General features: G+C 68.0%; 23 protein-coding genes and 1 pseudogene. 15 read left to right on the top strand and 9 right to left on the bottom strand.

Translation table 11 applies throughout. The annotated features are described in order from the left end of the window. Positions 1-15 precede the first annotated feature (15 nt). Positions 16-1,317: a potassium transporter TrkG gene (locus ACFQ91_RS14095; RefSeq protein ID WP_344250834.1), complete on the bottom strand. Its 1,302-nt coding sequence runs from the start codon at positions 1,315-1,317 to the stop codon at positions 16-18. 189 nt (positions 1,318-1,506) lie between these two features. Between ACFQ91_RS14095 and ACFQ91_RS14100 the strand changes: the two genes are divergently transcribed. After that, a complete protein-coding gene (locus ACFQ91_RS14100; RefSeq protein WP_211978314.1) occupies positions 1,507-2,961 on the top strand; it encodes an APC family permease in 1,455 nt (484 codons plus the stop codon). Then, positions 2,958-3,689, top strand: a complete 732-nt coding sequence (locus ACFQ91_RS14105) for a bifunctional 2-polyprenyl-6-hydroxyphenol methylase/3-demethylubiquinol 3-O-methyltransferase UbiG (RefSeq protein ID WP_211978315.1) — start codon at positions 2,958-2,960, stop codon at positions 3,687-3,689. The genes ACFQ91_RS14100 and ACFQ91_RS14105 overlap by 4 nt, the downstream gene beginning before the upstream one ends. 61 nt (positions 3,690-3,750) lie before the next feature. Here ACFQ91_RS14105 and ACFQ91_RS14110 read toward each other — a convergent pair whose 3' ends face one another. From ACFQ91_RS14110 to ACFQ91_RS14125, 4 genes are all read right to left on the bottom strand, one after another. Continuing rightward, positions 3,751-4,059, bottom strand: coding sequence for a DUF86 domain-containing protein (locus ACFQ91_RS14110; protein WP_211978316.1), 309 nt, complete (start codon positions 4,057-4,059; stop codon positions 3,751-3,753). Positions 4,060-4,102: 43 nt separating this feature from the next. Then, positions 4,103-4,408 (bottom strand): nucleotidyltransferase family protein, encoded by a 306-nt coding sequence (locus ACFQ91_RS14115; RefSeq protein ID WP_211978317.1) that lies wholly within the window; start codon positions 4,406-4,408, stop codon positions 4,103-4,105. Between the two features lie 76 nt (positions 4,409-4,484). After that, the gene (locus tag ACFQ91_RS14120; protein WP_211978318.1) at positions 4,485-5,861 is read right to left on the bottom strand and encodes a HAMP domain-containing sensor histidine kinase; all 1,377 of its coding nucleotides are present in this window, start codon (positions 5,859-5,861) and stop codon (positions 4,485-4,487) included. After that, on the bottom strand, positions 5,858-6,532 hold the full coding sequence (locus ACFQ91_RS14125; protein WP_211978319.1) for a response regulator transcription factor: 675 nt from the start codon (positions 6,530-6,532) through the stop codon (positions 5,858-5,860). Before ACFQ91_RS14125 ends, ACFQ91_RS14120 begins: the two co-directional genes overlap by 4 nt. A 73-nt stretch (positions 6,533-6,605) precedes the next feature. Between ACFQ91_RS14125 and ACFQ91_RS14130 the strand changes: the two genes are divergently transcribed. The 3 genes from ACFQ91_RS14130 (at position 6,606) to ACFQ91_RS14140 (ending at position 9,868) form a co-directional block, all read left to right on the top strand. After that, positions 6,606-7,787, top strand: coding sequence for a glycosyltransferase (locus ACFQ91_RS14130; RefSeq protein WP_211978320.1), 1,182 nt, complete (start codon positions 6,606-6,608; stop codon positions 7,785-7,787). 64 nt (positions 7,788-7,851) lie between these two features. Beyond that, a complete protein-coding gene (locus ACFQ91_RS14135) occupies positions 7,852-8,835 on the top strand; it encodes an SDR family NAD(P)-dependent oxidoreductase (protein ID WP_211978321.1) in 984 nt (327 codons plus the stop codon). Positions 8,836-8,869: 34 nt separating this feature from the next. Then, positions 8,870-9,868: an LCP family protein gene (locus ACFQ91_RS14140; protein ID WP_211978322.1), complete on the top strand. Its 999-nt coding sequence runs from the start codon at positions 8,870-8,872 to the stop codon at positions 9,866-9,868. A 154-nt stretch (positions 9,869-10,022) separates the two neighbouring features. On the opposite strand, the gene ACFQ91_RS14145 is transcribed toward ACFQ91_RS14140, so the two are convergent. Beyond that, positions 10,023-11,243, bottom strand: a complete 1,221-nt coding sequence (locus ACFQ91_RS14145) for a glycine cleavage T C-terminal barrel domain-containing protein (RefSeq protein WP_198500351.1) — start codon at positions 11,241-11,243, stop codon at positions 10,023-10,025. 265 nt (positions 11,244-11,508) lie between these two features. On the opposite strand from ACFQ91_RS14145, the gene ACFQ91_RS14150 reads away from it, so the two are divergent. Then, the gene (locus ACFQ91_RS14150) at positions 11,509-12,372 is read left to right on the top strand and encodes a methylenetetrahydrofolate reductase (protein ID WP_249120939.1); all 864 of its coding nucleotides are present in this window, start codon (positions 11,509-11,511) and stop codon (positions 12,370-12,372) included. 105 nt (positions 12,373-12,477) lie between these two features. On the opposite strand, the gene ACFQ91_RS14155 is transcribed toward ACFQ91_RS14150, so the two are convergent. Together ACFQ91_RS14155 and ACFQ91_RS14160 are read right to left on the bottom strand one after the other, a co-directional pair. Beyond that, positions 12,478-13,227, bottom strand: coding sequence for an IclR family transcriptional regulator (locus ACFQ91_RS14155; protein ID WP_198500350.1), 750 nt, complete (start codon positions 13,225-13,227; stop codon positions 12,478-12,480). Between the two features lie 118 nt (positions 13,228-13,345). After that, positions 13,346-14,587: a CaiB/BaiF CoA-transferase family protein gene (locus tag ACFQ91_RS14160; RefSeq protein ID WP_232623810.1), complete on the bottom strand. Its 1,242-nt coding sequence runs from the start codon at positions 14,585-14,587 to the stop codon at positions 13,346-13,348. A gap of 172 nt (positions 14,588-14,759) precedes the next feature. On the opposite strand from ACFQ91_RS14160, the gene ACFQ91_RS14165 reads away from it, so the two are divergent. The 3 genes from ACFQ91_RS14165 to ACFQ91_RS14175 all read left to right on the top strand — a co-directional run bounded on the left by ACFQ91_RS14165 (position 14,760) and on the right by ACFQ91_RS14175 (position 18,867). Further along, the gene (locus tag ACFQ91_RS14165) at positions 14,760-15,155 is read left to right on the top strand and encodes a thioesterase family protein (RefSeq protein WP_198500349.1); all 396 of its coding nucleotides are present in this window, start codon (positions 14,760-14,762) and stop codon (positions 15,153-15,155) included. A 656-nt stretch (positions 15,156-15,811) separates the two neighbouring features. Then, positions 15,812-18,382, top strand: a complete 2,571-nt coding sequence (locus ACFQ91_RS14170) for an HNH endonuclease signature motif containing protein (protein WP_211978323.1) — start codon at positions 15,812-15,814, stop codon at positions 18,380-18,382. 83 nt (positions 18,383-18,465) lie between these two features. After that, positions 18,466-18,867: a VOC family protein gene (locus ACFQ91_RS14175; RefSeq protein ID WP_198500347.1), complete on the top strand. Its 402-nt coding sequence runs from the start codon at positions 18,466-18,468 to the stop codon at positions 18,865-18,867. Between the two features lie 29 nt (positions 18,868-18,896). Here the strand turns inward: ACFQ91_RS14175 and ACFQ91_RS14180 are convergent, their stop codons facing one another. Beyond that, complete coding sequence (locus ACFQ91_RS14180) at positions 18,897-19,598, bottom strand: helix-turn-helix domain-containing protein (protein ID WP_198500346.1); 702 nt, start codon at positions 19,596-19,598, stop codon at positions 18,897-18,899. A 354-nt stretch (positions 19,599-19,952) separates the two neighbouring features. Here ACFQ91_RS14180 and ACFQ91_RS14185 point away from each other — a divergent pair, with 354 nt between their 5' ends. The 6 genes and pseudogenes from ACFQ91_RS14185 to erm form a co-directional block, all read left to right on the top strand. Next, a complete protein-coding gene (locus ACFQ91_RS14185; protein ID WP_198500345.1) occupies positions 19,953-20,642 on the top strand; it encodes an HAD domain-containing protein in 690 nt (229 codons plus the stop codon). Continuing rightward, positions 20,639-21,460, top strand: coding sequence for a glutamate racemase (locus ACFQ91_RS14190; RefSeq protein WP_198500344.1), 822 nt, complete (start codon positions 20,639-20,641; stop codon positions 21,458-21,460). The genes ACFQ91_RS14185 and ACFQ91_RS14190 overlap by 4 nt, the downstream gene beginning before the upstream one ends. Before the next feature lie 166 nt (positions 21,461-21,626). Further along, a complete protein-coding gene (locus ACFQ91_RS14195; RefSeq protein ID WP_249120940.1) occupies positions 21,627-22,817 on the top strand; it encodes a slipin family protein in 1,191 nt (396 codons plus the stop codon). A 63-nt stretch (positions 22,818-22,880) separates the two neighbouring features. Beyond that, complete coding sequence (locus tag ACFQ91_RS14200; protein WP_198500343.1) at positions 22,881-23,477, top strand: HdeD family acid-resistance protein; 597 nt, start codon at positions 22,881-22,883, stop codon at positions 23,475-23,477. 26 nt (positions 23,478-23,503) lie between these two features. Beyond that, positions 23,504-23,962 (top strand): VOC family protein, encoded by a 459-nt coding sequence (locus ACFQ91_RS14205; RefSeq protein WP_198500342.1) that lies wholly within the window; start codon positions 23,504-23,506, stop codon positions 23,960-23,962. A 428-nt stretch (positions 23,963-24,390) separates the two neighbouring features. After that, positions 24,391-25,143, top strand: a pseudogene (erm, locus tag ACFQ91_RS14210) (23S ribosomal RNA methyltransferase Erm); the annotation flags it as partial. Positions 25,144-25,245 lie beyond the last annotated feature (102 nt).

Genomic DNA, 25,245 nt, shown 5'->3' on the forward strand with positions numbered 1-25,245 from the left:
TGGGGGCGAGCGCGATCAGCCGATGAGCGGGCGCTCCTTCGGCAGTTCGTAGCGGATGGGGCGGTTGCGCAGGGCCAGCGCCGAGGCGACGGTGACGGGCCCGAGGCGGCCGAAGATCATCGTGACGATGAGGACGGCCTGGCTGAACGGCGGCAGCTGTGCGGTGATCCCGGTCGACAGGCCGACGGTGCCGAACGCCGAGACGACCTCGAAGAGGATCCGGTCGAACCCGAGCTCCTGCGCATCGAGCATGATCGCCATCGTCGAGACGACGATGAGGCCGAGACCGAGGACGATGACGGTGGTGGCCTGGCGGTGGACAGAGCGGGAGACCCGACGGCCGAAGAGGTTGACGGCGCGACCGCCGCTGATCTCCGTCCACGTCATCGCCGCGAGCACGACGAAGGTCGTGATCTTCACACCGCCCGCGGTGCCGGCGGGGCCGCCGCCGATGAACATGAGGATGTCCATCCCGAACCACGTCGCCGGGTGCATCTGCCCGATGTCGATGGTGTTGAAGCCCGCCGTGCGGGTGATCGTCGACTGGAAGGCCGCGGCCTGGATCTTGCCCCACCAGTCGAGGGGGCCGAGCGTGCCGGGATTGTTCCATTCGATCGCGCCGATGAAGATCGTGCCGGAGATGAGCAGGATCGGGGTGACGACGACGACGGCGCGCGTCGTCATGCTCCACGTCAGCGGGAAGCGGTACTTGCGGAAGAGCTCGATGAGCACGGGGTAGCCCAGGCCGCCGAGGATGACGGACAGGGCGATGGGACCGGTGATGAACGGATCGGCCACGTAGGCCATGAGGTTGTCGCGGTTGAGGCCGAAGCCGGCGTTGTTGAACGCGGAGACGGCGTGGAAGATCGCACTCCACACGGCCTCGCCGTTCGCCTCCCCGTAGAAGAACCGCAGCCGGAGGTAGAGGAGGACGGCGACGACGAACTCGGTGCTCAGCGTCAGCGCGGTGATGCGCAGCACCATCGGCATGACACCGCCGATGTCGGAGCTCTTCGTCTCCGAGGCCACCGACTGCCGCAGCTTGAGTCCCGCGCGCCCGGCGATGACGAGGGCGAGCAGCGTGGTGAGGAGGATGACGCCGAGCCCACCGGCCTGGATGAGGATGAGGATGACGAGCTGGCCGAAGAAGGTGAAGTCCTGCCCGGTGTCGAGGACGACGAGGCCGGTGACGCTGAGCGCCGAGGTGGCCGTGAAGAGTCCGGACAGCAGGGAGATCCCGCCCGGCGCCACGGTCGCGGCGGGAGTCATGAGGAGACCGGCCCCGACGATCAGCGCGGACAGGTACCCCGTGACCACTCGGACGATCGCATTTCGATGTGTGCTGTGCACAGAGGAAATCTAGCACCCGCCTCGGCGGACGTGGGAAATCCCTGTCATACCGCCGGGTAGACGCTCCCTGTGCTGTTACTGTGCAGATACCCACGGGATCGGCACTGCTGCCGGCCACCTCGGTGGGGCATGGACCGACGATGAGGAAGGCGAGTCATGAGCACTCAGCACACAGAGACCGAGGACCGGGGGCACGGCTTCGTCAAGGCGCTGGGCACGGTGGATGCGCTGTTCATCGGGTTCGGGGCGATGATCGGGTTCGGCTGGGTCGTCCTCACCGGCGAATGGCTGACCGGGGCGGGCACCCTGGGGGCGATCCTCGCGTTCGCCGTCGGCGGCATCATCATGTGCTTCGTCGGCACCGTCTACTCCGAACTCGTCGCCGCGATGCCCCATGCCGGCGGCGAGCACAACTACCTCATCCGGGCGATGGGCCCGAAGATCTCGCTGTTCGGGTCGTGGGCGATCACCGGCGGATACATCAGCGTCGTCATGTTCGAGGCCGTGGCCGTCCCGCGGACCGCGCTCTACCTCTTCCCCGACCTCGAGTACATCAAGCTGTGGACGATCGCCGGCGAGGACGTCTACCTCACGTGGGCGCTCATCGGCACGGTCACGGCGATCGTCATCGCGTGGATCAACATCCGCGGCGTCCGACTTGCCTCCCTCGTCCAGACGTTCGTCGTCTCGTTCCTCATCATCGTCGCCCTCCTCCTGCTCACCGGCGGCATCGTCGGCGGGGATCCGGCGAACACGGAACCGCTGTTCACCGGCGGGGCGGCCGGCTTCATCGGCGTCGTCGCCGTCGTCCCATTCCTCTTCGTCGGCTTCGACGTCATCCCCCAGTCGGCCGAGGAGATCAAGCTGCCGGCGGCGAAGATCGGCAAGCTCGTCGTCATCTCGGTGCTCATGGCGATCGTCTTCTACATCGTCATCATCTGGATGACGTCGCTGGCGATCCCCGCCACCGAGCTGACCGCCCACGACCTCGTCACCGCCGATGCGCTCTCGGCGATGTTCGGCTCCCCGGTCTGGGGCCAGATCGTCATCGCCGGCGGCCTGGCCGGCATCATCACCTCGTGGAATGCGTTCCTCATGGGCTCCTCGCGGCTGATGTGGGCGATGGCCGTGGCGGGGATGATCCCCGCCTGGTTCGGCCGGCTCCACCCGAAGTACCGGACCCCGGTCAACGCGATCATCTTCATCGGCGTCCTCTCCGCCCTCGCCCCGTTCCTCGGGGCGGCGGCGCTCGGCTGGATCGTCGACGCCGGCTCCCCGGCGATCGTCATCGCCTACTTCCTCGTCAGCCTCGCCTTCATCGTGCTGCGGCGGAACGAACCGGATATGGCCCGTCCCCTGCGCATCGGCGGGCGCGGCAGCGGCGGCATGGTCATCGGGGTGATCTCGGCGATCCTCACCCTCGTCCTCTTCGTCCTCTACCTGCCGATCACCCCGTTCTCCGCGCAGCTGGCCTGGCAGTCGTGGGTGATGTTCGCCGCCTGGCTCATCGTCGGCGTCTTCTACATGTTCCGTCTGCCCGGTGGGGTCAAGGCCGGGCCCAACGCCGAGGCGGAGCTGCTGTCCAAGGTCAAGGCGCGGATGCGGCGGTGACCCCGTTCGCCCGGACGCTGCGACGGCTCAACGACCGGTTCCCGTGGAGCCACAACGACCACTTCCACCCATGGATCGTTGCCAGCCTGCCTGCTCGCAGGCGCGGTGCGATCGAGGTCGGCTGCGGGCAGGGCGCACTCCTGGCCCGACTGGCCGGGGAGTTCCGGCACGTCCACGGCACCGACACCTCGGCGGCGATGCGCGCTGATTCGCTCCGGCGCTGCGCGGGCCTGGGCAACGTCACCATCGATGCCGCCCAGCTGCGCGACCTCGATCCCGGGACAGAAGCTCATGGCACCGAAGCTCATGGCACCGAACCGGAGCCGATCGACCTCATCACGATGGTCGCCGCGCTCCATCACCTCGATGTCGAGGAGACCTTCACCGAGGCGGCCCGCCTCCTGACCCCCGGCGGTCGGCTCCTCATCGTCGGCCTCGCCCTCTCGGCGACTCCCCGGGACTTCCTCTGGGAGGGGATCTCGGTCGTGACGAACCCGCTCATCGGCATGGTCAAGAACGCCCCACCTCGGCGAGGGGACGACCGGGTCGGCGGACCGGACGGGAACCCTCCCACGTCCGCGGGTCCGCGCGACCCGTTCCCGGTGACGGATCCGACGATGACGTTCGATGAGATCGCCGAGGCGGCCCGCCGTCACCTGCCCGGCGCGCGGTTCCGGCACAGGGTCGGGTTCAGGTACACGCTCGAGTGGACCAAGCCGGGGCGGTGAGCGCCACAGTCATGTGGGCAGGACCGTCGACTTCGCGAACCGGTCGATGACGTCATTTCAGCTACTGTGCTTCGGCAGCGCCCCGAGCTTCATCGACAAGTTCAACGAGTAGAGGGACCAGCGCGGGGATATCGGTCGTCGATGCTCGCCACACGATCTCGTAATCGATGTTCCCGTACTCGTGAGCGATGATGTTCCGCATTCCGATGATCTTCTCGAGTCCCGGCACCCTCTCTGACGTCTCCCTGTCGTCCCTCCGCAGCCGATTCAGAGCCTCTCCGAGAATCTCCAGCTGACGCTCGATCGCCGACCGGAGGACAAGGTCGGAGTTGAACTCGGTCTCGGTCCTGCCGTCGACGAAGTCCCTCACATTCGTGGCCGAGTCCGCCGCATCCCACAGGTGCGCCCCTGCCTCAGGCCGCATAGACGTCCTGTGCATTGGCGAAAGCGGATGCCCTGAAGAATGGATTCCTCACAGAACGCTCGACTACGAGGTCGACTCGTCTGCCGACGATTCTCTCCAGCTCGAACTTCAGATCGAAGTAGTCATGGTAGACGTTCTCACGCCCGGGTTGAAAGACCACAAGGAAGTCGACATCGCTCGTTTCGCGATCGAACTTCTCGGTGGCATACGAGCCGAACACCCGAAGCCGTTTCACGCCGTAGCGCTCACACGCACGACGAATCGCCTCGATATCCAGTCGGTCGGCGGGCTTCATACCAACAGTCTGGCAGATCTGGCACGACTCGGCGAGAGATTCGGTGTTCGTCCCGCCGCTGAGGGCCGCACCGGTCTCACACGGCGGCGAGGGGGAAGCGAATGCTCATCAGCGTGCCGCCCGCGGCCGGCCAGTCAGCGACGATGCGCGTTCCGTGGGCCGCCGCGATCTGCTGGGCGACGGCGAGGCCGAGCCCCGAGCCGGTCTGCCCTCCGCTGTCCGGGGCGCGATAGAAGCGGTCGAAGATCCGCTCGCGGTGCTCAACGGAGACGCCGGGACCCTCGTCCCTGATCCGGAGCATCACACTGTCCGCCGAGTCGGCTGCGGCCGCGTGCCCGTCGGGTCCGCAGAGCACGCCCGTGACGTCGACGGCCCCCGGGGAGTACTTGAGGGCGTTGGCGACGAGGTTGCCCGCCAAGCGCCCGAGATCCGGCTCGCTGCCGACGATGACGACCTCGGGAACGTCGACGCGGATCGTGCGCTCCGGCCAGGCCGCGCGCAGTGAGGTCACTGCCGACTCCACGACGGCGTCGAGGCGCAGGGGCTCGACGAAGGGATCGGGTTCGGCACCGCGCGCCAGGTCGAGCACATCGGAGACGAGACCGGACATCTCGTCGATCGCCTCGTGAAGGTTCGCTTCGGCCGACTCGCGGCGGCGCTGATCGAGCTGCGGGTTCGTCGCCAACTGGGCGTTGGCCTTGATCGCGGTCAGCGGCGTCCGCAATTCGTGGGACGCGTCGGCGACGAGCTGCCGCTGGGCCTGCAGCGAGGTGTCGAGCGCGGCCACCATGGAATCGAAGGACCGTCCGAGCTGAGCCAGCTCGTCGGTGCCCGGCATATTCAGCCGCAGCTCGGTGTCCCGGCTCTCCGCGATCGCCTCGGCGGTCGAGGTCACCGACCGCAGATCCCGCAGCAGCGCGCGCGACACCAGCGCACCGATGAGCAGGCTGGCGAGCACGCTCGCTCCGCCGAGGGCGAGGAACAGCCACCGTGTGCGCTGCAGCGAGGTCTCCACGCTGTCGGCCCGGTAGGCGACGGTGACGGTGCCGGACCGATCCGCCAGCGGTGCGGTGTAGAGGCGGTAGTGCGCACCGGCGATCGTCTCGGTGTGGAACTCCGGAGGCGCCTCGCCGCTGGCGATCGCGGCGCGGTCGTCGGGGAGGACGAGACCGCCGGGCGGGACCGGGTCACCGGTGACGGCGACCTCGGTGCACGCGGGTGCGCCCAACCACCGGCAGTCCGTCGTCGTCGGGATCTCCTCACCCTGCCGCTGTTCGAGCACGACGGCATTCGCCGACCGCACGAGCGTGAGGTCGAGGCTCCGATAGCTCTCCCGGGAGACGAGCCAGTACGCGCCCAGCAGGGCGAGGACGAGCAGCAGGCCGATGACCGCGGCGACGGTGAGGGTGAGAGCGCGCGTCAGCCCCAGGCGCCGGCGCAGGGGGACCCTCATGCGCGCACCCCCAGCCGGTAGCCCAGTCCCTGGACCGTCTGGATGAGCGGTTCGTCCCCGTCGGCGTTGAGCTTGCGCCGCAGGTAGCCGATGTAGACGGTCAGCGAATTCGATCCCGGGTCGAAGGTGCGGTCCCAGACCTCCTCGGCGATCTGCGCGCGGGTGAAGACCCGGTCGGGGGCGGTGATGAGGAGCCGGAGGATGGCCGCCTCGGTGGCGGTGAAGTCGATCCGCCGACCTCCCCGCTGACCGGTCCGCTCACCGGGATCGAACTCGAGATCGCCGAATCGCAGCTGCGCGGCGGCCGGATCGTCGACGCGGCGCAGCAGGGCGCGCAGGCGAGCGAGCAGCTCCTCCATGTCGAAGGGCTTCGTGAGGTAGTCATCCGCCCCGGCATCGAGACCGTCGACGCGGTCGCGGACGCTCGTGCGGGCGGTGAGCATGAGAATCGGCAGCCGGTCCCCCGCCGCGCGCAGCGCCCTGGCGACGGCGAGCCCGGACAGACCCGGCATCGAGACGTCGAGGACCAGAGCATCGACGTCGTGCTCGGCCATGAGGACGAGCGCGTCCTCCCCGCTGCCGGCGCTCAGCGTCTCATGCCCGGCGAGTGCCACCGCTGCGGAGACGGCCTCGACGATCCGGGGCTCGTCATCGACGATCGCAATTCTCATGCACCCCATCGTAGGACCGGCCGCATCCGCTGCTCTTATATCCGTCTTATGTCCCCTTCCCACCATTGAGGGCATGAGCATCCTCAGCAGCGCCCGGCACGACGGGCACATCAGCACCTCGAGCGCGGACCGCCCCCGGACCATCGCGATCGCCGCAGGCGGAACCGGCGGACACATCTATCCCGGGCTGGCCGTCGCCGACGAACTCCGGGCACGCGGTCATCACGTCATCTTCTTCGGCAGCGACGACCGGATGGAGAACCGCATCGTCCCCGCGCGGGGCTATCACCTCGAAACCTCGCGCATCCACGGTCTCACCGGTCCGCGTTCGGCCCTCACCCTGCCGGGGACGCTGTCCGCGGCGGTCATGCGCAGCGCTCGCGCCCTGCGCCGCGCCGGGGTCGAGGCGGTCCTCGGAACCGGAGGCTACCCGTCGATGCCGGCGCTCATCGCCGCACGGCTGCTCGGACTGCCGGCCCTCGTCCACGAATCGAACTGCGTGCCCGGCCTCGCCAATCGCACCGCAGCCCGCCTCGGCGCCGAGGTGGCGGTGAGCAGCACCGCCGCCGCCCGGGGGTTCGCCGCCGTGTCGCGCACAGCGGGGCAGCGGGCGGCGGCGATCACCGGAATGCCGATCGATCCGGCGCTCGTCGGCCTCGACCGCCGGTCGCTGCGCACCCGCGCGCGGAAGCAGCTGGGGGTGCCCGAATCCGGCGTCCTCGTGCTCGTCTCCGGCGGCAGCCTCGGCGCACAGGCCGTCAACGACGCCGCACTCGAGCTCGGAGTCGCCCGGAACGGCGACCCGGGGATCCACTTCCTCATCAAGACCGGCGCCGCAGCCGCCAGGGACGTCGACTCCACCGCGGTGACGACGGTCGACTACCTCTCCCGCATGGACCTCGCGTATGCCGCCGCCGATCTCATCGTCGCCCGCGCAGGCGCCTCGACCGTCGCGGAGCTCGAGCATCTCGGACTTCCCGCGGTCCTCGTGCCGCTGACCACCTCGGCGGGCGGACATCAGCAGGCCAATGCCGACCACCTGCGGTCGCAGGGCCTCGCCGACGTCATCGCCGAGGACGAGCTCAGCCCCTCCCGCCTCGACGCGGCGATCACCGACCTCCTCGCCCGGACCGGAGAACTCCGGAACAGGGACCGCGGCGAGGCGGCCGGGGGCACCGCCGACTCGATCCACGCGAGGGCGGCGGCCACCCTGGCCGATTCGCTCCTCGCGCTCCTTCCCGCCCCGCGGCGCTGAGCTCTGCGCCGCCCCACCCCTTCCCACCCCGCACCATCGATCACGAATCAGAACAGGACTCATCATGGACACCAGCTTCTTCTCCTCCCGCCGCGTCGTCGTCACCGGCGGCGAGGGATTCATCGGCTCCCACCTCGTCGAATCGCTCCTCAGCGCCGGAGCGGACGTCACCGTCTTCGCCCACTACAAGCCCTACGGCGAGAACGGCCACATCGCCCATCTCCTCGATGACGTCCGACTCGTCGGCGGCGACATCCGGGACGCCGATCAGGTCTCGCGCGTCGTGGCCGGGGCGGACACGGTCTTCCACCTCGCCGCCCTCATCGGCATTCCGTACAGCTACGTCGCCCCCGACTCCTACCTGCAGACCAATATCGCCGGGACCCGCAATGTCGCCGAGGCGGTCCGCCGTCACGATGTCCGCCGCCTCGTGCACACGTCGACGAGCGAGGTCTACGGGTCCGCGATCACCGTGCCCATCAGCGAGGACCATCCGCTGCAGCCGCAGTCACCGTACTCGGCGTCGAAGATCGGCGCCGACATGATGGCGATGTCGTACTTCCACAGCTTCGAGACCCCCGTCTCCGTCTGCCGACCGTTCAACACCTACGGTCCCCGGCAGAGCGCCCGCGCCGTCATCCCGGCGATCCTCGGGCAGATCCATGCCGGAGCCCGCACCCTGCGCATCGGCTCCACGACGCCGACGAGGGACTTCACCTATGCCACGGACACCGCGGCCGGCTTCATGGCGATCGCCGCCGCGGACGCGGCCATCGGTCGCACCCTCAACCTCGGGACCGGACACGAGATCTCCGTCGGCGACCTCATCACCCGTCTGGTCGAGATCTCCGGCGCCGAGGTGGCCCTTGAGCAGGACGCAGAGCGCATCCGTCCCGCCGGCAGCGAAGTCGACCGTCTGCTCTCCGACAATTCGCTGGCCCGCGAGCTCACCGGGTGGGCTCCGACGACGAGCCTGCGTGACGGGCTGGAGAGGACCTGGGAATGGGTCCAGCGCCAGCCCGTCAAACCGCTCGGCTATGAGCGCTGACCAGCCCCGACCATCACCGCGAAAGGACGAGACCATGTCAGACCATCGCCCACCGTCACACCGTTCACCCCGCCGTTCGTCATCGCGCCGGCTGCGCTGGACGCGGAGGACGGCGATCATCGGCGGGGCGCTGATCCTGCTGCTGGCAGGGAGCGCCGTGATCGCCCTCAACCGGGTCGAGGAGAGGATCCGGACCGAGCCGCTGCTGACGAGTTCGCTCGCCGAAGAGGACGGGCCCGGGCTGAATATCCTCGTCCTCGGTTCCGACTCGCGGGAACTGACCACAGAGCGCTACGGGAAGGACGACGGGGCCCAGCGCAGCGATTCGATGCTCCTCGTTCACCTCTCGCAGGACGATTCGCGGATCTCCGCCGTGCAGATTCCCCGCGACACCCTCGTCGAGGCCCCGCAGTGCACCGGCCGAGCGTCCGGCACGACGATGATGATCAATTCGGCGCTCAACGCCGGACCGGCGTGTTCGGTGCAGGCGGCCGAAGAGCTCACCGGGGTGCCGATCCAGCACTTCGCGCTCGTCGACTTCGACGGCTTCGCCTCCGTCATCGACGCGATCGGCGGTCTGCCCGTCCGCCTCGACGCGCCGATGAAGGACACCGCGGCCGACCTCGACCTGCCGGCGGGAGACCAGGTCCTCGACGGCAGGCAGGCCCTGGCCTGGGCGCGGGCCAGGCACTCGATCGGCGACGGTTCGGACATCTCCCGCCTGTCCCACCAGCAGGAGGTCATCGCCGCCATCGTCGACCGGGTCAGGGAGCAGAACCTCCTCACCCGCCCGGACCGGGTCCTCGACCTCGCCGATTCCGCTGCCGAGGCACTCACGGTCGACAGCGACCTGGGCACGTCAGCGGCCCTGGCGTCGGTCTTCACCCGCCTCGCGCAGGTCGATGCGAACCGGATCACGGTCGTGACGATGCCGTGGCAGCCCGCCCCTGAGGATCCCAACCGCGTGGTGCCCTCTCCCGAGGCCGCGACGCTGTTCGCCGACATCAGGAAGGACGTTCCGGTCACGGGCTGAGGCAGGTCACGGGCTGAGTGACGCCGCGGTCTGAGGACCGGCCCACAGGTCGAGAGCCCGCCTGTCGGACGTGCGAACGCGGCCACCGGCTTCTCGCACAGTGACCGCGCCCGGATCGGTGGGACAGCCTGCCGGACTGTCCGGGAGCGCCGGCTCAGATCGCGGCGTCGAGTCCCCTGACCTTGAGGCGTTCACGCTGGTTGGGGTTGACGCTCGGACGGAACGGCATCTCGACCACCTCGGCGCGCACCGGCACTCCGGGAGTGTCCGCATACGGTTCGGGCAGGTGCACCCAGAATTCGGTGCCCAGCTCCGCCTTGCCGACGGGCACGTGAGCCATCGCGATGTTCGACTCGAGCTCCGGCGAGTACCACGGCGAGGTCACGTAGCCGACGGGATCGGACTCGGGATCCTCGCTGACGAGCCAGAAGTCCGGGGCGTAGTCCGTGATCGGATTGCCGCCGAGGACGAGTCCGACGAGCTGCGTCCGATACGGCGGGTCGCCCGCCTCGATCTGCTCGCGGACCTCTTCGAGCCGTGCCTTGCCGATGTAGTCGGCTTCCTTCTTCCGCGGCACCTGATAGCCGAGGTTGACCTGGAACGGCAGGGTCTCGAAGTCCATGTCCTGGCCCCACGAGAGGATGCCCGCGGCGATCCGCCGGTGGTGGCTCGGGGCGACGACGCGGAGGTTGTAGGGCACGCCCGCGGCGAGCACAGCGTTCCACATGTCCTCGGCGTACTTCGTCGCGTCCTTGAGGTAGATCTCGTACCCCTTCTCCCCGGTGAATCCCGTCTGGGAGATGATGACGTCGTGGCCGCCGACCTGGGCTTCCATGAGGCCGTAGCTCGGGAGGTCGCGCCCCTCGTCGCCGACGAGATCGGCGATGACGTCGACTGACTTCGGGCCCTGGACCTGCACGGGCGCGACGTCGATCTCCTGGATCGTGACGTCGAACTTCTTCCCGACGTTGACGCCCTGGAGCCAGAGCATGAGATCGGTGTCGGAGAGGCTGAACCAGAACTCGTCGATCGCCACCCGGAGGAGGATCGGGTCGTTGAGGATGCCGCCCTGCTCGTTGCAGAGGATGACGTAGCGGGCCCGCATCACCGGGATCTTCGTCGCGTCACGGGTGATGACGTAGTTGACGAACGCCTCGGCGTCGGGGCCCTTGACCTGGATCTGCCGTTCGACGGCGACGTTCCACAGGGTGACGTCGTTGACGAGGGGCTGGTACTCGGCCATCATCCCGCCGTCCTCACGGGAGATGTAGCCGCGCGGGTGGTACATGCGGTTGTAGATCGATGCCCGCCAGCACCCCTGCTCCATCGACAGCTCCCAGTACGGGGACTTCCGCACGCGGGTGTCGATGAGCATCTCCACTGGGGTCGGGCCGGACTGCCTCAGGTTGATCGGGACGCCTCTGTCGCTCTGATCAACGGTTGGAACATTGTTGTCCATGGGTTTCCCCCTGCTTCCACAGTTTTATATTATGGAACTCAACTCCCATATTATGGGTGATTTGAGTGTAGAATCGTCGGCACAGCAGAAGCAAGGACTTCCGACCGGTAATTTGGCCGGCGCGCAAGACGGCGGATCGGCTGCCGCCGCGATCGGGTCCCTGCCCCGCCGGAAGGAGACAATGGTGTCCGTGTCCGCTCTTCGCACACTTCTCAAGTCCGCCCGCTACGAGGTCCTCCCCACTGCCGGGATCGTCGACCGCATCAGCGACCACGTCGCCCCAGGTCGGACGATCACGGTGACCGCATCGACGAGCATGGGCCTTGATGCGACCCTGTCCACCGCCGAGGCGCTCCAGGCCCGCGGCTACACCGCCGTGCCGCACATCGCCGCCCGCATGGTCCAGGGCCGGACCGAGCTCGAGGAGATCATCGATCGCCTCGGGCGCGCCGGGATCGACACGATCTTCGTTCCCGCAGGGGATGCCACGCCGCCGGCCGGAGGCTATGCGAGTGCGCTCGACCTCCTCATCGACCTCACGAGCCTCGCCCCGCCGATCTCGCAGATCGGGGTGGCCGCCTACCCCGAGTCACACCCGCTCATCCCCGACGACGTCACCGTCCAGGCGATGTGGGACAAGCGCGACTACGCCACGCACATCGTCTCGAACCTCTGCTTCGACCCGGGGATCGTCAGCACGTGGCTGGCCCGCGTGCGGGCGCGCGGGATCGAGATGCCCCTCATCCTCGGCATCGCCGGCAAGGTCGAGCTCGCGAAGCTCGCCAAGGTCGCGACGAAGATCGGCGTCGGCGAATCGACGCGGTTCCTGCGCAAGAACACGGCGACGTTCACCCGGATGGCCAAGCCCGGCGGCTACAACCCCCGGAAGTTCCTCGACCGCCTCTCCCCCGTCCTCGCCGACCCGTACATGGGGGTCTCGGGACTGCACATCTACACGTTCAACCAGGTCAAGGACACCGAGGCGTGGCGACGCAGGCAGCTCGAGCTGCTCGGCGACCCCGATCCCGCCTCGGTGACGTCGTAAGCCGGTGAGGTTCTGAATCGGTGAGGTTCTAGTCGTCGACCGCACTTCCGGACGACACGATCGACCGCCTCGGTGCGGGACGACGCCCGCACCTCCCCGCCGAGCCTACCGGTGGCTGACCTTGCGTTTGAGGCTGCGGGACAGCAGCCCCGCCTCGGCGATGAGGAGCTCACCGAACCGGTCGTGGTGCTCGGCGATGCGCATCGTCGGGCCGGAGATGCCGACGGCGGCGATGACCTGGTCATCGGTGCCGAGCACGGGGGCGGCGAGGGCGTCGAGACCCGGCTCGAACTCCTCGTGGACGATCGCGAACCCGCGGTCGCGCACCTCGGCGAGGTCGGCGAGCAGCTCCTTCCGCGATCCGAGCGTGCGCGGGGTGAGGCGTTCGAGACGCCCCGTCGGCACGGGGATCGCGCGGAATGCGAACATCACCTTCCCCAGCGCCGAGGCGTGGGAGGGCACCTTCACATCGACCCAGTTCGTCGCCCCGAGGACGTACGTCGAGTCGACCTGCGCGATCTGGACGACGGCGTTCGAGCTCGGCACGGCGAGGTTGACGGTCTCGCCGGTCTCCTCGCTCAGACGCTGGAGGATGGGGTCGGCGGCGGCGACGAGCGCCTCGACCCGATCGAAGCGGGAGGCGTACGTCGCGAAGAGGGAGCCGCCGCGGAAGTGACCCTCGGCGTTGCGTTCGACGAGGCCGTTGCGCTCGAGCGCGGAGAGCAGGCGGGAGACGGTCGACCGGGCGAGCTCCGTGGCCTCGACCACCTCGGTGAACGAGATCGGGTCGTCGGCCTTGACGACCAGCGACAAGATCTCTGCGGCTCGATCGATCGACTGGGTCCCATTGCTCATACTGCTTCGCTCCGTCGGGGAAAGGGGCGCCGGGCGGTTCTCGACCCTCCGGCGCCATTCACACTACCGCACCCGATTTGGGCCGCAGGTCACGATTGGCACACGGTTGCGTTGCAGGTCACGTGCGGTCTGCGCTGAGTTCCGCGGCGACCGCGGCGGTGTCGTCCCCGATCTGCGGAGCGCGCCGAGGCGGCTCCGGGGCACTCGTGCCACCGAACCTCGGGGCGGGGCTGGGCTGGTCGACACCGGCGGCATCAGTTGCGAAGAGACCGCGGGCCCGGTTGTGCTCGTCGTGCTTCGCCTCGGCCATCGTCAGCACGGGTTCGACGCACGCGTCGACACCGGTGAAGAGGTCGTCGAGCTCGGCGAGGCTGCGGGCGGCGATCGCTGGGGCGATGAGGGCGCGCAGGGCCGGCCAGTGCTGCGGGTTCCAGTGGTCGAGGGTGCCCAGCGGCTCGGGGAGATCGTCCTCGAGGTCGAGCGCGCGGACGAACGCGGCGAAGAACGGCGGCTCGATGCAGGCGACGGAGAGGTGTCTGCCGTCGGCAGTCGGGTAGACGTCGTAGAACGGCGCCCCGGAGTCGAGGAGGTTGCGGCCGCGGGCGTCGTGGCGCCAGATGCCCATCGCGGCGAACCCGTGCATCATCGCGTAGAGGAGGTTGGCGCCGTCGACCATCGCGGCGTCGACGACGGTGCCCTCGCCGGTGGCGCGGGCATGCGTGAGGCCGGCGAGCACGCCGACGACGAGGAGCATGCCCCCTCCCCCGAAGTCGCCGAGGAGATTGGCCGGGAACTGCGGCGGTCCGTCGGCGCGGCCGAGTTGGGCGAGGAGTCCCGTCGAGGCGATGTAGCCGAGGTCGTGGCCGGCCTTCTGGGCCTTCGGGCCGTCCTGTCCGTAGCCGGTGATCCGCCCGTAGACGAGGGCGGGGTTGAGAGCGCGCAGGTCGTCGGGCCCGAGGCCGAGGCGCTCGGCAGCGCCGGGCCGGAAGCCCTCGACGACGATGTCGCTGCCGGCGGCGATCGCCTTGGCCAGCGCGATGCCCTCGGCGGTCTTGAAGTCCGCGGTCACCGAGCGCTTGCCCCGGTCGAGGACGGGATTCATCGGCTGACCGATGCTCGTCGGCGGGTCGAGGCGGATCACCTCGGCGCCGAGGTCGGCGAGCATCATCGTCGCGAACGGACCCGGTCCGATACCGCCGAGGTCGAGGACGCGCACCCCGGCGAGCATGCCGGGGGACGGGGTGGTGGGGGCAGGGTTTGTGCCGTATGAGGTCGCGGGGGCACGGTTCGCGTCATTGTCGTCGGCGCTCGCCGAGCCTGCTCCTGCGCTCGACGGGCCCGCTCCTGGTGGCATCTCCATTGATCTCCCTTTCGTCGATTTCACCTTCGCCGACAGATCCTGATTTACTGTAGAACGTTCGATCAGTTTCGACAATGACGCACAGCGGCGGAATCGTCGTTGCCGACAGGCGAAGTAATCGTCGTTGCCGACACGCGAAGTGTCGTGCCCGACAGGAACGGAAGGGGTGGCCGTGAGGACGTTCGAGTACTCTCCCGAGGTGCGGTGGTCCGATCAGGATCTGCTCGGCCACGTCAACAATGCCCGGATGATCACACTCATCGAGGAGTGCCGGGTCCGCTGGATGCACCACGTCAGGGCATCGCACATCACCTCGGGCGGACTGCTCGTCGCCCACCAGTCGATCGACTACCTCGTGCCCGTCATGTACGGCCCGGAGCTCAAGCTCACCGCCGTGGTCAAGAAGATCGGAAACTCGTCGTTCACGATCAGCACCCGCGGCGACCAGAGCGGACGGAAGGTCTTCGACTCCGACGTCGTCCTCGTCCACATCGACCGCGAGACCGGCCGGCCCACTCCCCTCACCGACGAGGTCCGCGCCGTCTTCGAGCCCTACCTCGCGGAGTAGGGCAGCGGCTTCGCTGCACTTGCGCGGGCGGGGCAGGGTTGCGGCTGCGCGGTACAGAGTTGCAGGTGCGGGGAGCTGCAGCGCGGCTGCGCGGAGCGGCGGCCCTGCGGGGCAACGCGGAACGGCGGCGATCGCGCGGAACGGCGGCCCTGCGGGGCAACGCGGAATGGCGGCCTTGCGGAGCATTGCCGCGCCCGCGCGAATCAGCGGGCCAGAACTGCCACGAGGGACCGATGCGCTCGGCCCTCGACGAGCCGACGCGACGCACCGCGAGCAGAGTGAACACGAGCAGGGCAGCTGAATCGAGTGCGGGCCTTCGGCCGACGCATTGAGGGATCCCTGCTCAGGAGGAATCCGCTGCCCCTGCTCGCTCCCGCTCGCACTCTCATCAGGCTCGCCTAAGAGGCCTCACAATCACGGCACAGCCCCCGGATCGGCTCGCACGCTGCCACGTTCTCACGGCGCCACACACGATCGCTGAGCACACCTTCACAGCACCTCACGACGATGATTTTCGCGCCTGAAAATCACTGAGCACAACGAAACGAATGAATCTTCCGTTCGAACGAGTTTCGAACTACCCATTGACATCGGATGTGACGTGAACTACACTATTGTCATCAGCCACGCTGACGTGGGAAGACAGGTGAAACCCAGTGACCGACACAATCGCATCCGCTCCTTCCGGGGACACGCCTGGCCCTCTTCCGGCCCGTGTCGACATCGACGCCTCCTCCCCCTACGCCGCGGCCTTCACCGTCTACGCCGCCAGCGACCAGGCCCAACTCGCCGCGCTCGAGACCACCGCCAGCCTCTTCCTCACCGACACGATCACCCACCTCAATCTCCTCAATCCCCGTCCCGGCACCCCCTACGAACACGCCGCCTTCACCGAGACCGTCCGCCGCTTCGCCCGAGCTCAGGGCTGCACTGCCGACTGGGTCACCGACGACGAGACCGACAGCGACGCTGACACCGGTGACGGAGAAGCCGCTCTCGGTGGTGGCGATGATGCTCCCGGTGGTCGGAACGATGCTGCCGGTGGCACCGGCGTCCTCAGCACTGACGACCGTCCCGCAACCGGTGTACCCTCCGCTGCCGGCGCACCACCTTCTCCCGATGCGCCCGCGACAACCGACCCCGATAGCGCGGGCAAGGTCGGCACCGACTCGCAGGCCAGTTCGGCAGACGACTCCACCCCGGACCCGCAGGCCCAGGAGCCCACGTCACCAGCGCTGCCCGGATTTCCCCGCTTCGCCCCCGACCGCACCTTCAACGCCTGGGTCCACACCTACTCCCACGCCGAAGACATCGCCGAACTCACCGCTATCCGCGGCACCACCATCGCGCACACCTACAGCCACGTCACCGACGCCATGACCCTCATCCACGGCCTCCCGAAATTCCACGCTCGTTGCCAAGCCGGAGACTTCACCATCGAGCACGCCCTGGCAGCGACCCGCCTCTGCGGCAACGTCGCCTTCCGCCACCTGCCCCTCATCGACGACTACCTGTGCCACCGCCGCCCCGACGTGACCATCCAAACTTTCAGGAAGTCACTGTCCCTGAAGATCAACGTCATCGAACCGGCAGACGACCGCACCCAGACCGCCCATCAGCGCCGACGAGTGTCACTGACCACCCACGACGACGGCACCGCATGCCTGATGCTCACCGGATCCGCCCTCGAACTCCACGCCTGCTACCTGCGCATCGAAGCCTTCGCCAAAGCCATCCGCGCCGGCAACACCACCGCATTCGCCGACCAACTGCCTGAAGACTCCGTCATCGAGGACGTCCGCAGCATCGATGCCCTCATGTTCGACATCCTCACCAGCACCACCCCGCGCCTGAACCTGACCATCCGCGCCCACGACACCGACACCGGAGCCACCGCGGACCGCAGCATTCCTCTCGACCTCGACACCGCCGCCACGATGGACGACATCGCCACCGCCATCACCGCTGCCGCCGACGCAGCAGGCCTGCCCCACCACGAGGTTCCTCCCGGCAACGCCGGCCCGACAGACGACACCACCGCCGAGGCGGTCGCCGCCGCCACTGAGACAGCACCCACCGAGGATGCCGAAGTCGGTTTGAGTCATTCGGACGATCATGCCACGGCATCAGCACCAAAAATCTCCGCGATAGCTGGCCACGACGGCAACACATCCGACGAAGAGTCGCCACCGCCGCCGCGGTCACCGAGTGCCGCGCTGCGGGCGGCTCTGACCCGCATCACCGACGCCGGACTCGACGACCAGGGCCGATCTCTGTTCTCCCTCACCCTCGAAGCGCCCACCAGCCCCTACTGGATGGCCATGCAAGCACGCATGCTCATCTCCGTGCCCTGCACCACCCTCTCCGGCCACAGCAATCTGCCCGGCACCCTGCCCGACGGCACCCCTCTGCCCGCTGACCAAGCCCGACTCATCGCCGGGACCTGCCGTACCTGGACCAGAATCCTCACCGATCCCGCCACCGGCACCCCCATCAACGCGAAAGCCAAGACGTACCACATCCCCACACCCGTGAGAACGACGCTGGCCGCGCAATGGCAATGGTGCACTGTGCCCGGATGCCGTCGCCGTGCCGCGACCGCGGAAATCGACCACATCGACCCGTTCAATCACGACAACCCGGACGACGGTGGCCTGACCGTCTTCGGCAATCTCCACCCCCTCTGCAAACAGCACCACCAGCAGAAGACCGACCGGCTCCTCACCGTGCAAATGAGCACCCCGGGGATCGCCGAGTACACATTCGCCCACGGCACCCGCGTCACCGCACGCCCAGGGGACAACCCTGTCAACGTCGAGAACGCACGCCTCATCAACACCCTCACCAGCAGCACCGGCACCACCAGCAGCGCCAGCGATCACCCCGTCACTGTCAGCCGCCCCGATGTTTCCGACACGAACAGCCTCGCCGGAGACCCGGACGACCCATTCACAAGCAGTCCCGGCATGAGCAGTCCCGGCATGAGCAGTCCCGGCGTGAGCAACCTCGATGACGATCTCGATGTTCCCGGCATCCCACCACTGGTCGTTGACCCACCAGATTCAACGCCGCCCCATGGCGAAGTGCGCACCGGACCCGAATGCCCAGGGCCGGCAGGTGGCGAGGACGGGACCCCGGGGTGGATGCCACGAGCAGGCGGCATCCGATGGAAGAACCCCGCGAAACAGGAATGGGTCTGGGACAACGGCGAACCCCCACCCTTCTGAACCGCTGCCTCGAATCTGGTTCACCCCGAACATGGCCGAATCATTCATGCCCAGCCAGGCGCCTCGGCCCTAGCGTTGTCGGTATGAAACTCGACGCCATCTCCATCGTGACAGCAGACATGGCCAAGGCACTGGCCTTCTATCAGGCTCTCGGCCTCAACCTCGTCGACGGAAGTTCGGAAGCACCGCACTCCGAGCTCTCGACTGGCGGCCTCCGTGTCCTCCTCGACACCGAAGAGGTCATGCTCGGAATCGACCCCCAGTGGACGTGGCCCACCGGCGGCCACAAGATGTCACTCGCCTTCGACTGCTCCACCGCCGAGGCCGTCGATGCGACATTCGCCCAGCTCACCGAGGGCAGCGACGACGGCGACCCGGTGGCCGCAGTCGTCAAGGAACCCTGGGACGCCTTCTGGGGACAGCGCTACGCCGTGATCTCCGACCCCGACGGGAACACCATCGACCTCTTCGCAGCGCAGAACTGAATCCCACGCACTGACCTGAACTCAGGCTCTCACCGACCCAGCAGCGAGCGCTCATCCCGCCAGAAGTGGGAGGCATCGGCATAACCGGCACGGACCGCCGCGCTCGTGCGCGTGTGGCCCGCATCCAGGAGTTCGCGGGCAGTCCTCCACCGCAGGATCTTCGCGAGATGCTTCGGCCCATACCCGAACCACGCTCCTGAGAGCCGCCGCAGCTGCCGCGGGGAATAGGCGAAGTCGGCGGCCACCTCGGCGATCGTCGATGCCGGCGCCTCCGGAGAGAAAGCGAGGGCAGTCGCCAAGTCGAGCGGGCGCCGATCGATCTCCGTGCCGCGGACGAGTGCTTCGCCTAGTCGGACGAGCCTCTCCACGCTCTCTCCGAACACCGCAGCCTGCGTGCCCCCGTCGCCACCCGGCAACCCGCGGTCATTCCAGAGACCTGACGCACCGTCGACCCACGTTCGAGCCACCTCGGCGAGAGTGCTCGACGTGGGCGCGGCGGACATCATCGGACCGGTACCGCGCGATCCCGATGTCAACGGCCTCAGACGGACGACGTCTCCGAGCGGGGTGACGCGGTCAGCGAGTTCCGCGGCCGAAATCGTCAGCAGCTGCGGCAGAACGCCGGAATCGAAGCGCAGACCAACCGCGGGGTTCCGCGCAGGAGCAATTCGGCGAGCGGTGGAATCTGCACCTGCGATGACGATTCCGGAGTCGAGGGCGATGAGATCCATGCACCCATCGGGGACGATGACATCGGCCGTGACGCCGTCCTCGCCATGGTCCGACGCCGTTGTCCCGGTCGCCGTTGTCCCGTTCTCCGCCACCGATCGGTCAATCCCATCGGACAACAAAGGACGCCTTCCCACATCAGGGCCGGACACCCACAGCACCGCACGGAGTCGCGGGATCCTCACCTCGCGATACATGCCAGCTCGTCTCGGTGCACGGCGCCCCGACTTCCTCAGTCCTCAGCTTCGAACGGTATTCTGATTGGGATCAAAGATTCCGGATCAGATGACAGAATCTTGATCCGATCACAGACCTGCCGCCAGGCTACCGGGTCGCCCTCGACACAGGAAGGAACGATGGCAGCTGCATCATCGTCGCCGGTCTCGGCGCGTCGGCAGGCCCGCCACGTCACCGTTTTCCTCGATGTCGACGGAGTGCTCAACTCCTACCCCGTGCCGGCGCTGCGCCTCATGACCGAAGGGCGCAAGAAGCTCCAGGCGTGGGACTACGAACTCCACTACCGACCGTCGGTCATCGCCTTCTTCGATCGCCTCGTCGAGACCCATGAGGTCGACATCGTCTGGCTCTCGACGTGGTCGCAGCGCTGCAAGACCGAGCTCGAACCGAAGTTCGGGATGCGCAACTCCTTCGACGTCATCGAGATGCCCGACGACACCCACAACCGCTACGCCAACGACCCGCAGCTGTGGTGGAAGGCGCGGGCGATGGAGGACTGGCTCGACACCCACGAACCGCAGAAGGCCGTGTGGGTCGACGACGATCTCGCCGCCCCGACGACACGGCGGTACTTCGTCGACCGCTACTCCTCCGACCGCCTGAAGATCATCGCCCCCGAGTTCGCCCAAGGGCTCACCCGCGCCCACCTCAAGGAGATCAAGGACTTCGCGCACCCCCGCACGCAGCCGATCGTCCGCGAGGACTCGAACATCCGCGAGGACCAGAGCGACAACGACACTGCCGCAGAGGCGGACGCTCCCTCCCGCGGCGATGCCCCCACCGATTCCGCCGCGAAAGAGGAATCATGACGCGCATCGGACTGCTCGACTCAGGTCTCGGGCTCCTCGGAACCGCCGACGCTCTCTTCAGCCTCGCCCCGCAGGCCGACCTCGTCCTCGCCATGGACCCCGATTTCACCCCCTACGGCAGCCTCAGCGCGCAGACCCTCGAAGAGCGGGCCCTCGCCTCGGCGGCGGTGCTCGCCGACTGGGAACCCGACGCGATCGTCATCGCCTGCAACACCGCCTCGGTGCAGGCCCTCGACGCGGTCCGGGCCCGTTACGAACCGACGATTCCCGTCATCGGAACCGTGCCCGCCGTGAAGATGGCGGCCGGCACCGGCGAGGACTTCGCCATCTGGGCGACCCCGGCAACGACCGGCAGCGCCTATCAGCAGGACCTCATCGACTCCTTCGCCGGCGACCTCACGGTGGCGAAGATCGCCTGCCCCGGACTCGCCGAGGCGATCAACGACGCGGACATGCCGACGATCGACGCCGCCATCGACGCGGCTCTGGCCCAGATGGACCCCGGCACCGAGGCGATCGTCCTCGGGTGCACGCACTACGGACTCGTCGCCGACCGGATCATGGCCGCCCGCGCCGGCATCACCCTCTTCGACTCCCCCGTGCCCGTGGCCAAGCAGACGCTGCGCCGCCTCGGCGTCGAGACCGCCACGGCACAGATCCCCATCGTGACCGCCGACGGTCAGGTGGGAGCGGAACCCGAGGTCCGCCTCGGCGAGATCATCGCGACCTATGCCTCGGGACGGCGCATCCGCCTCCCCGAGTCCCTGGCCGCCTACCCAGCAGGGCGTCGTCTCCTCGCCCGCGAAGCCGCTGCCTGACTCCGCCCCCGCTGCCTGACTCCGCACCTCTGCGTGAGCGGCGGATTCACGTCACCGCCGAATCTTCACACCTGTCGACAATCCGCCGGGCATTGTAGATGAGATGGGTTCATCTGACCAGAGCGGTGCTACCGTTGAAAGGACCAGCAAGCGTCGCAAGGGGGCGATGACGATGTTGTTCCTCTACATCCTTCTCGGACTGGTCGCCGTCGGAGCCATCACGCTCGGCAACAGCCTCAAGATCGTCAAACAGTACGAACGCGGCGTGGTCTTCCGCTTCGGCCGCGTCACCAGCGATGCGCGGGATCCCGGGCTCACCGCGATCATCCCGTTCGTCGATCACCTGCAGAAAGTCAGCCTGCAGATCATCACGATGCCGATCCCCGCACAGGACGGCATCACCCGCGACAACGTCACCGTCCGCGTCGACGCCGTCATCTACTTCAAAGTGGTCGACCCGCGCCGCGCGATCGTCGACGTCGAGGACTACCGGCTCGCCGTCGGTCAGGTCGCCCAGACCTCGCTGCGGTCGATCATCGGCCAGAGCGAACTCGACGACCTGCTGACGAACCGCGAACGCCTCAACCAGGGTCTGGCGATCATGATCGACAGCCCCGCCGTCGACTGGGGCATCCACATCGATCGCGTCGAGATCAAGGACGTCGCCCTGCCCGAGGCGATGAAGCGCTCGATGTCCCGGCAGGCCGAAGCCGAACGCGAACGCCGCTCGCGCATCATCGTCGCCGACGGCGAACTCCAGGCGTCGAACAAACTCGCCCAGGCCGCGAGCGCGATGTCGGAAACGCCCTCAGCCCTCCAGCTGCGGCTCCTGCAGACGATCGTCGAAGTCGCCTCCGAGCGGAACTCGACACTCGTCCTGCCGTTCCCCGTCGAACTGCTCCGCTTCCTCGAATCGAACTCACCGAGGCCGGCGGACCGTCAGAGCCGTGCCGCCGACAGCGCGGACGGCTCGGACCACTCGGCTGACTCAGACGCACCGGTCGCTGAGCGCGTCCGTGAGGCGATCGACACCGCAGCGGGTGACCATGACCGGCTCACCGGGCTGACCGGCACCCGCGACATCACCATCGCCGAGTTCATGAAGACGACCGGCTACTCCCTCGAGGAGCTCGACAGCATGGTCCGCGCACTGTCGCAGTCGGTGCGCTCCGACGCCGGCGACGAGGACGGGCAGGATCACGAGGCACAGAGCGCAGACGAGCCGACCGCCTCGGCGGACACACCTGCACCTCCCGCCCAGGCACCGTGCTTCGGACCGGCCGTCGGCTCCGAACCCACACCGCCGCCCGTCGTCGGCTGGGACTCGGTGACGAGGGACCACCGCCAGCCGACGTGACCGAGACCGTCCCGGATTCCCAGCGTTCAGACTCCTTCCATCCCCGCTGACTACGCTTGGTCCATGGACCTCAAACGCACCGGAACCGCCGTCATCGTCAATGGCGTCATCGCCCTCGCCGTCGGAGTCCTCATGATGGTCTGGCCCGGCGCGACCGCCGAGGTGGTCGCCCGGATCTTCGCCTGCTGGGTCGCGCTCATCGCGATCACCTCGCTCGTCCTCGCCCCGCGCGGCACCCGCGGCGGCGGTCGCATCCTGCGGACGATCCTCATGCTCGCCTTCGCCGTCATCGTCTTCCTCGCCCCGATGCTCTTCGCCGCCGTCGTCACCGTCCTCGCGGGCCTGACGATCATCGCCGTGAGCACCTTCGGCATCGGCATCTCCGTCTTCGTGCGCCAGCTCGGCGTGCGTGCGTGGTGGCTGCTGACGATCATCAGCGTCGTCGGCATCGTCATCGGCGGCTTCTTCCTCTTCGCCCCCGAGGCCGGCATCGCCGCCCTCGTCGTCACCCTCTCGATCTTCATCGCCCTCGTCGGCATCGCCCTCGTCTGGCTCGGCTGGCGCCTGCGGAAACTCGAAGCCCGCATCGCCGCCGACCCGCACATCAACCGCCGAGGCGACGGCGGCGGAGAGATCATCAGCGGCGAAGTCATCGAATGACTCCCCCAACGACAGGACCCTCACCGATGTCGGACATCCAGCAGCTCACCCCGTTCCTCATGTTCCAGAACGGCCGCGCCGAGGAGGCCCTGAACTTCTACGTCGACCTCTTCGGCGGTGAGCTCCTCATGATCGACCGGTACGGGCCGGAGACTCCCGGCATGGACGGCAAGGTGCGGCTCGCGCGGTTCACGATCGCCGACGAGCAGATCGCCATCATCGACAGCTCGGTCCGGCACGGCTTCGACTTCACCCCGTCGATGTCCCTGTTCTACCGCGCGACCTCGCAGACCGAGCTCGACCGCCTGTGGACCGGCCTCCTCGGCGAGGAGGGGCGCGCGCTCATGCCGCTCGGGGACTACGGATTCGGGCCCTTCGGGTGGCTCAACGACCGGTACGGGGTGTCGTGGCAGCTCAACCTCGTCGCACCGGATCCGGACGCCGACGGCCGCGAGGCCGGTACCGGTCCCGACGCTGCGGAATGATCGCGACCGCCGGCCACCTCGGCGATCACCCCGGCCCCCGTGCGCGGACCTGTGCTAGCTTGATGACCATGGGTACATTGATTCGCTGCGCAGTGACTGCGTCCGGCATCGCCTACATCCGTGACCGCCGCGCCTGACAGCGCGCACGTTCCTCACCTCCTCCGGTCGTTCGACCGAGTCCGCCGCTGAGCCCGGCTCAGGGCCCGACTCCCCGCCGACCTCGCCGAGGCGGTCCCTCGTGACTGTCCCCGACAGCCACACCGTCAGGAACTCCCGATCCATCGGATCGGTTCGTCACCGATAACGCTGCTGCGCGCTGTCCTCCCGGAAGACCATCGGCATCCGGGCCTCCGCTGAACCGCTGTCACCAGCGACGACGCAGCGCGCAGCCTTGGGTGCTCTCCATTCCACTTCTGGAGCGCCACATCATGCGACCCCATTCCCAGGCAGGCGGCCGACACGAACTCGGCCAGAACTTCCTGCATTCACGCCAGACCATCGCCACGATCGCGGGCCTCGCCCGGGCCACCAGCGGTTCGATCCTCGAGATCGGACCCGGGGCCGGAGCGGTCACTGCGGAGCTCGACCGGCTCGGCCGACCGCTCACGCTCGTGGAGATCGACGAAACGAGGATTGAGACCCTTGCCCACCGTTTCCCCCGCGCCCGCGTCAGGCACGCCGATGCTCTGAGCACCGACCTCGACGCCGAGGTGGTCGTCGGCAACCTGCCCTTCCACCTCACGACGCCCATCCTCCGGCGCCTGCTCCGTGCCCGCACGTGGCAGTCGGCGATCCTGCTCACGCAGTGGGAGGTCGCGCGCAAGCGCGCCGGGATCGGCGGATCGACGATGATGACCGCGCAGTGGAGTCCGTGGTTCGACTTCCGCCTCATCACCCGCGTGCCCGCGCACGCGTTCACCCCCAGACCGAGCGTCGACGGCGGCCTGCTCACCGTCGAACGCCTCGCGACCGGACTGGTCCCGCACCGGGATCGGGCCTCCTACCAGCAGTTCGTCCGAGCGGCCTTCACCGGTCGCGGACGCGGAATGAAAGGGATCCTCACGCACATGAAGCTCACCGATCGACCCCACCTGCAATCGACCATGGACCGCAACGACATCAGAGGAGACGCCTTGCCACGCGAACTCACCCCCGCACAGTGGGCCGGACTCTATACGGCGCTGGCCGCTGACAGGACCACCACGCCGACGACGGCACAAGGAAAGGAAGAGACAATGCAGAAGAAGAACGGCAGCGGAGCGAAGAAGCCCGCAGACCAGAAA

The sequence above is a fragment of the Brevibacterium sp. NPDC056726 genome (assembly GCF_042790515.1).
Lineage (GTDB): Bacteria > Actinomycetota > Actinomycetes > Actinomycetales > Brevibacteriaceae > Brevibacterium > Brevibacterium sanguinis.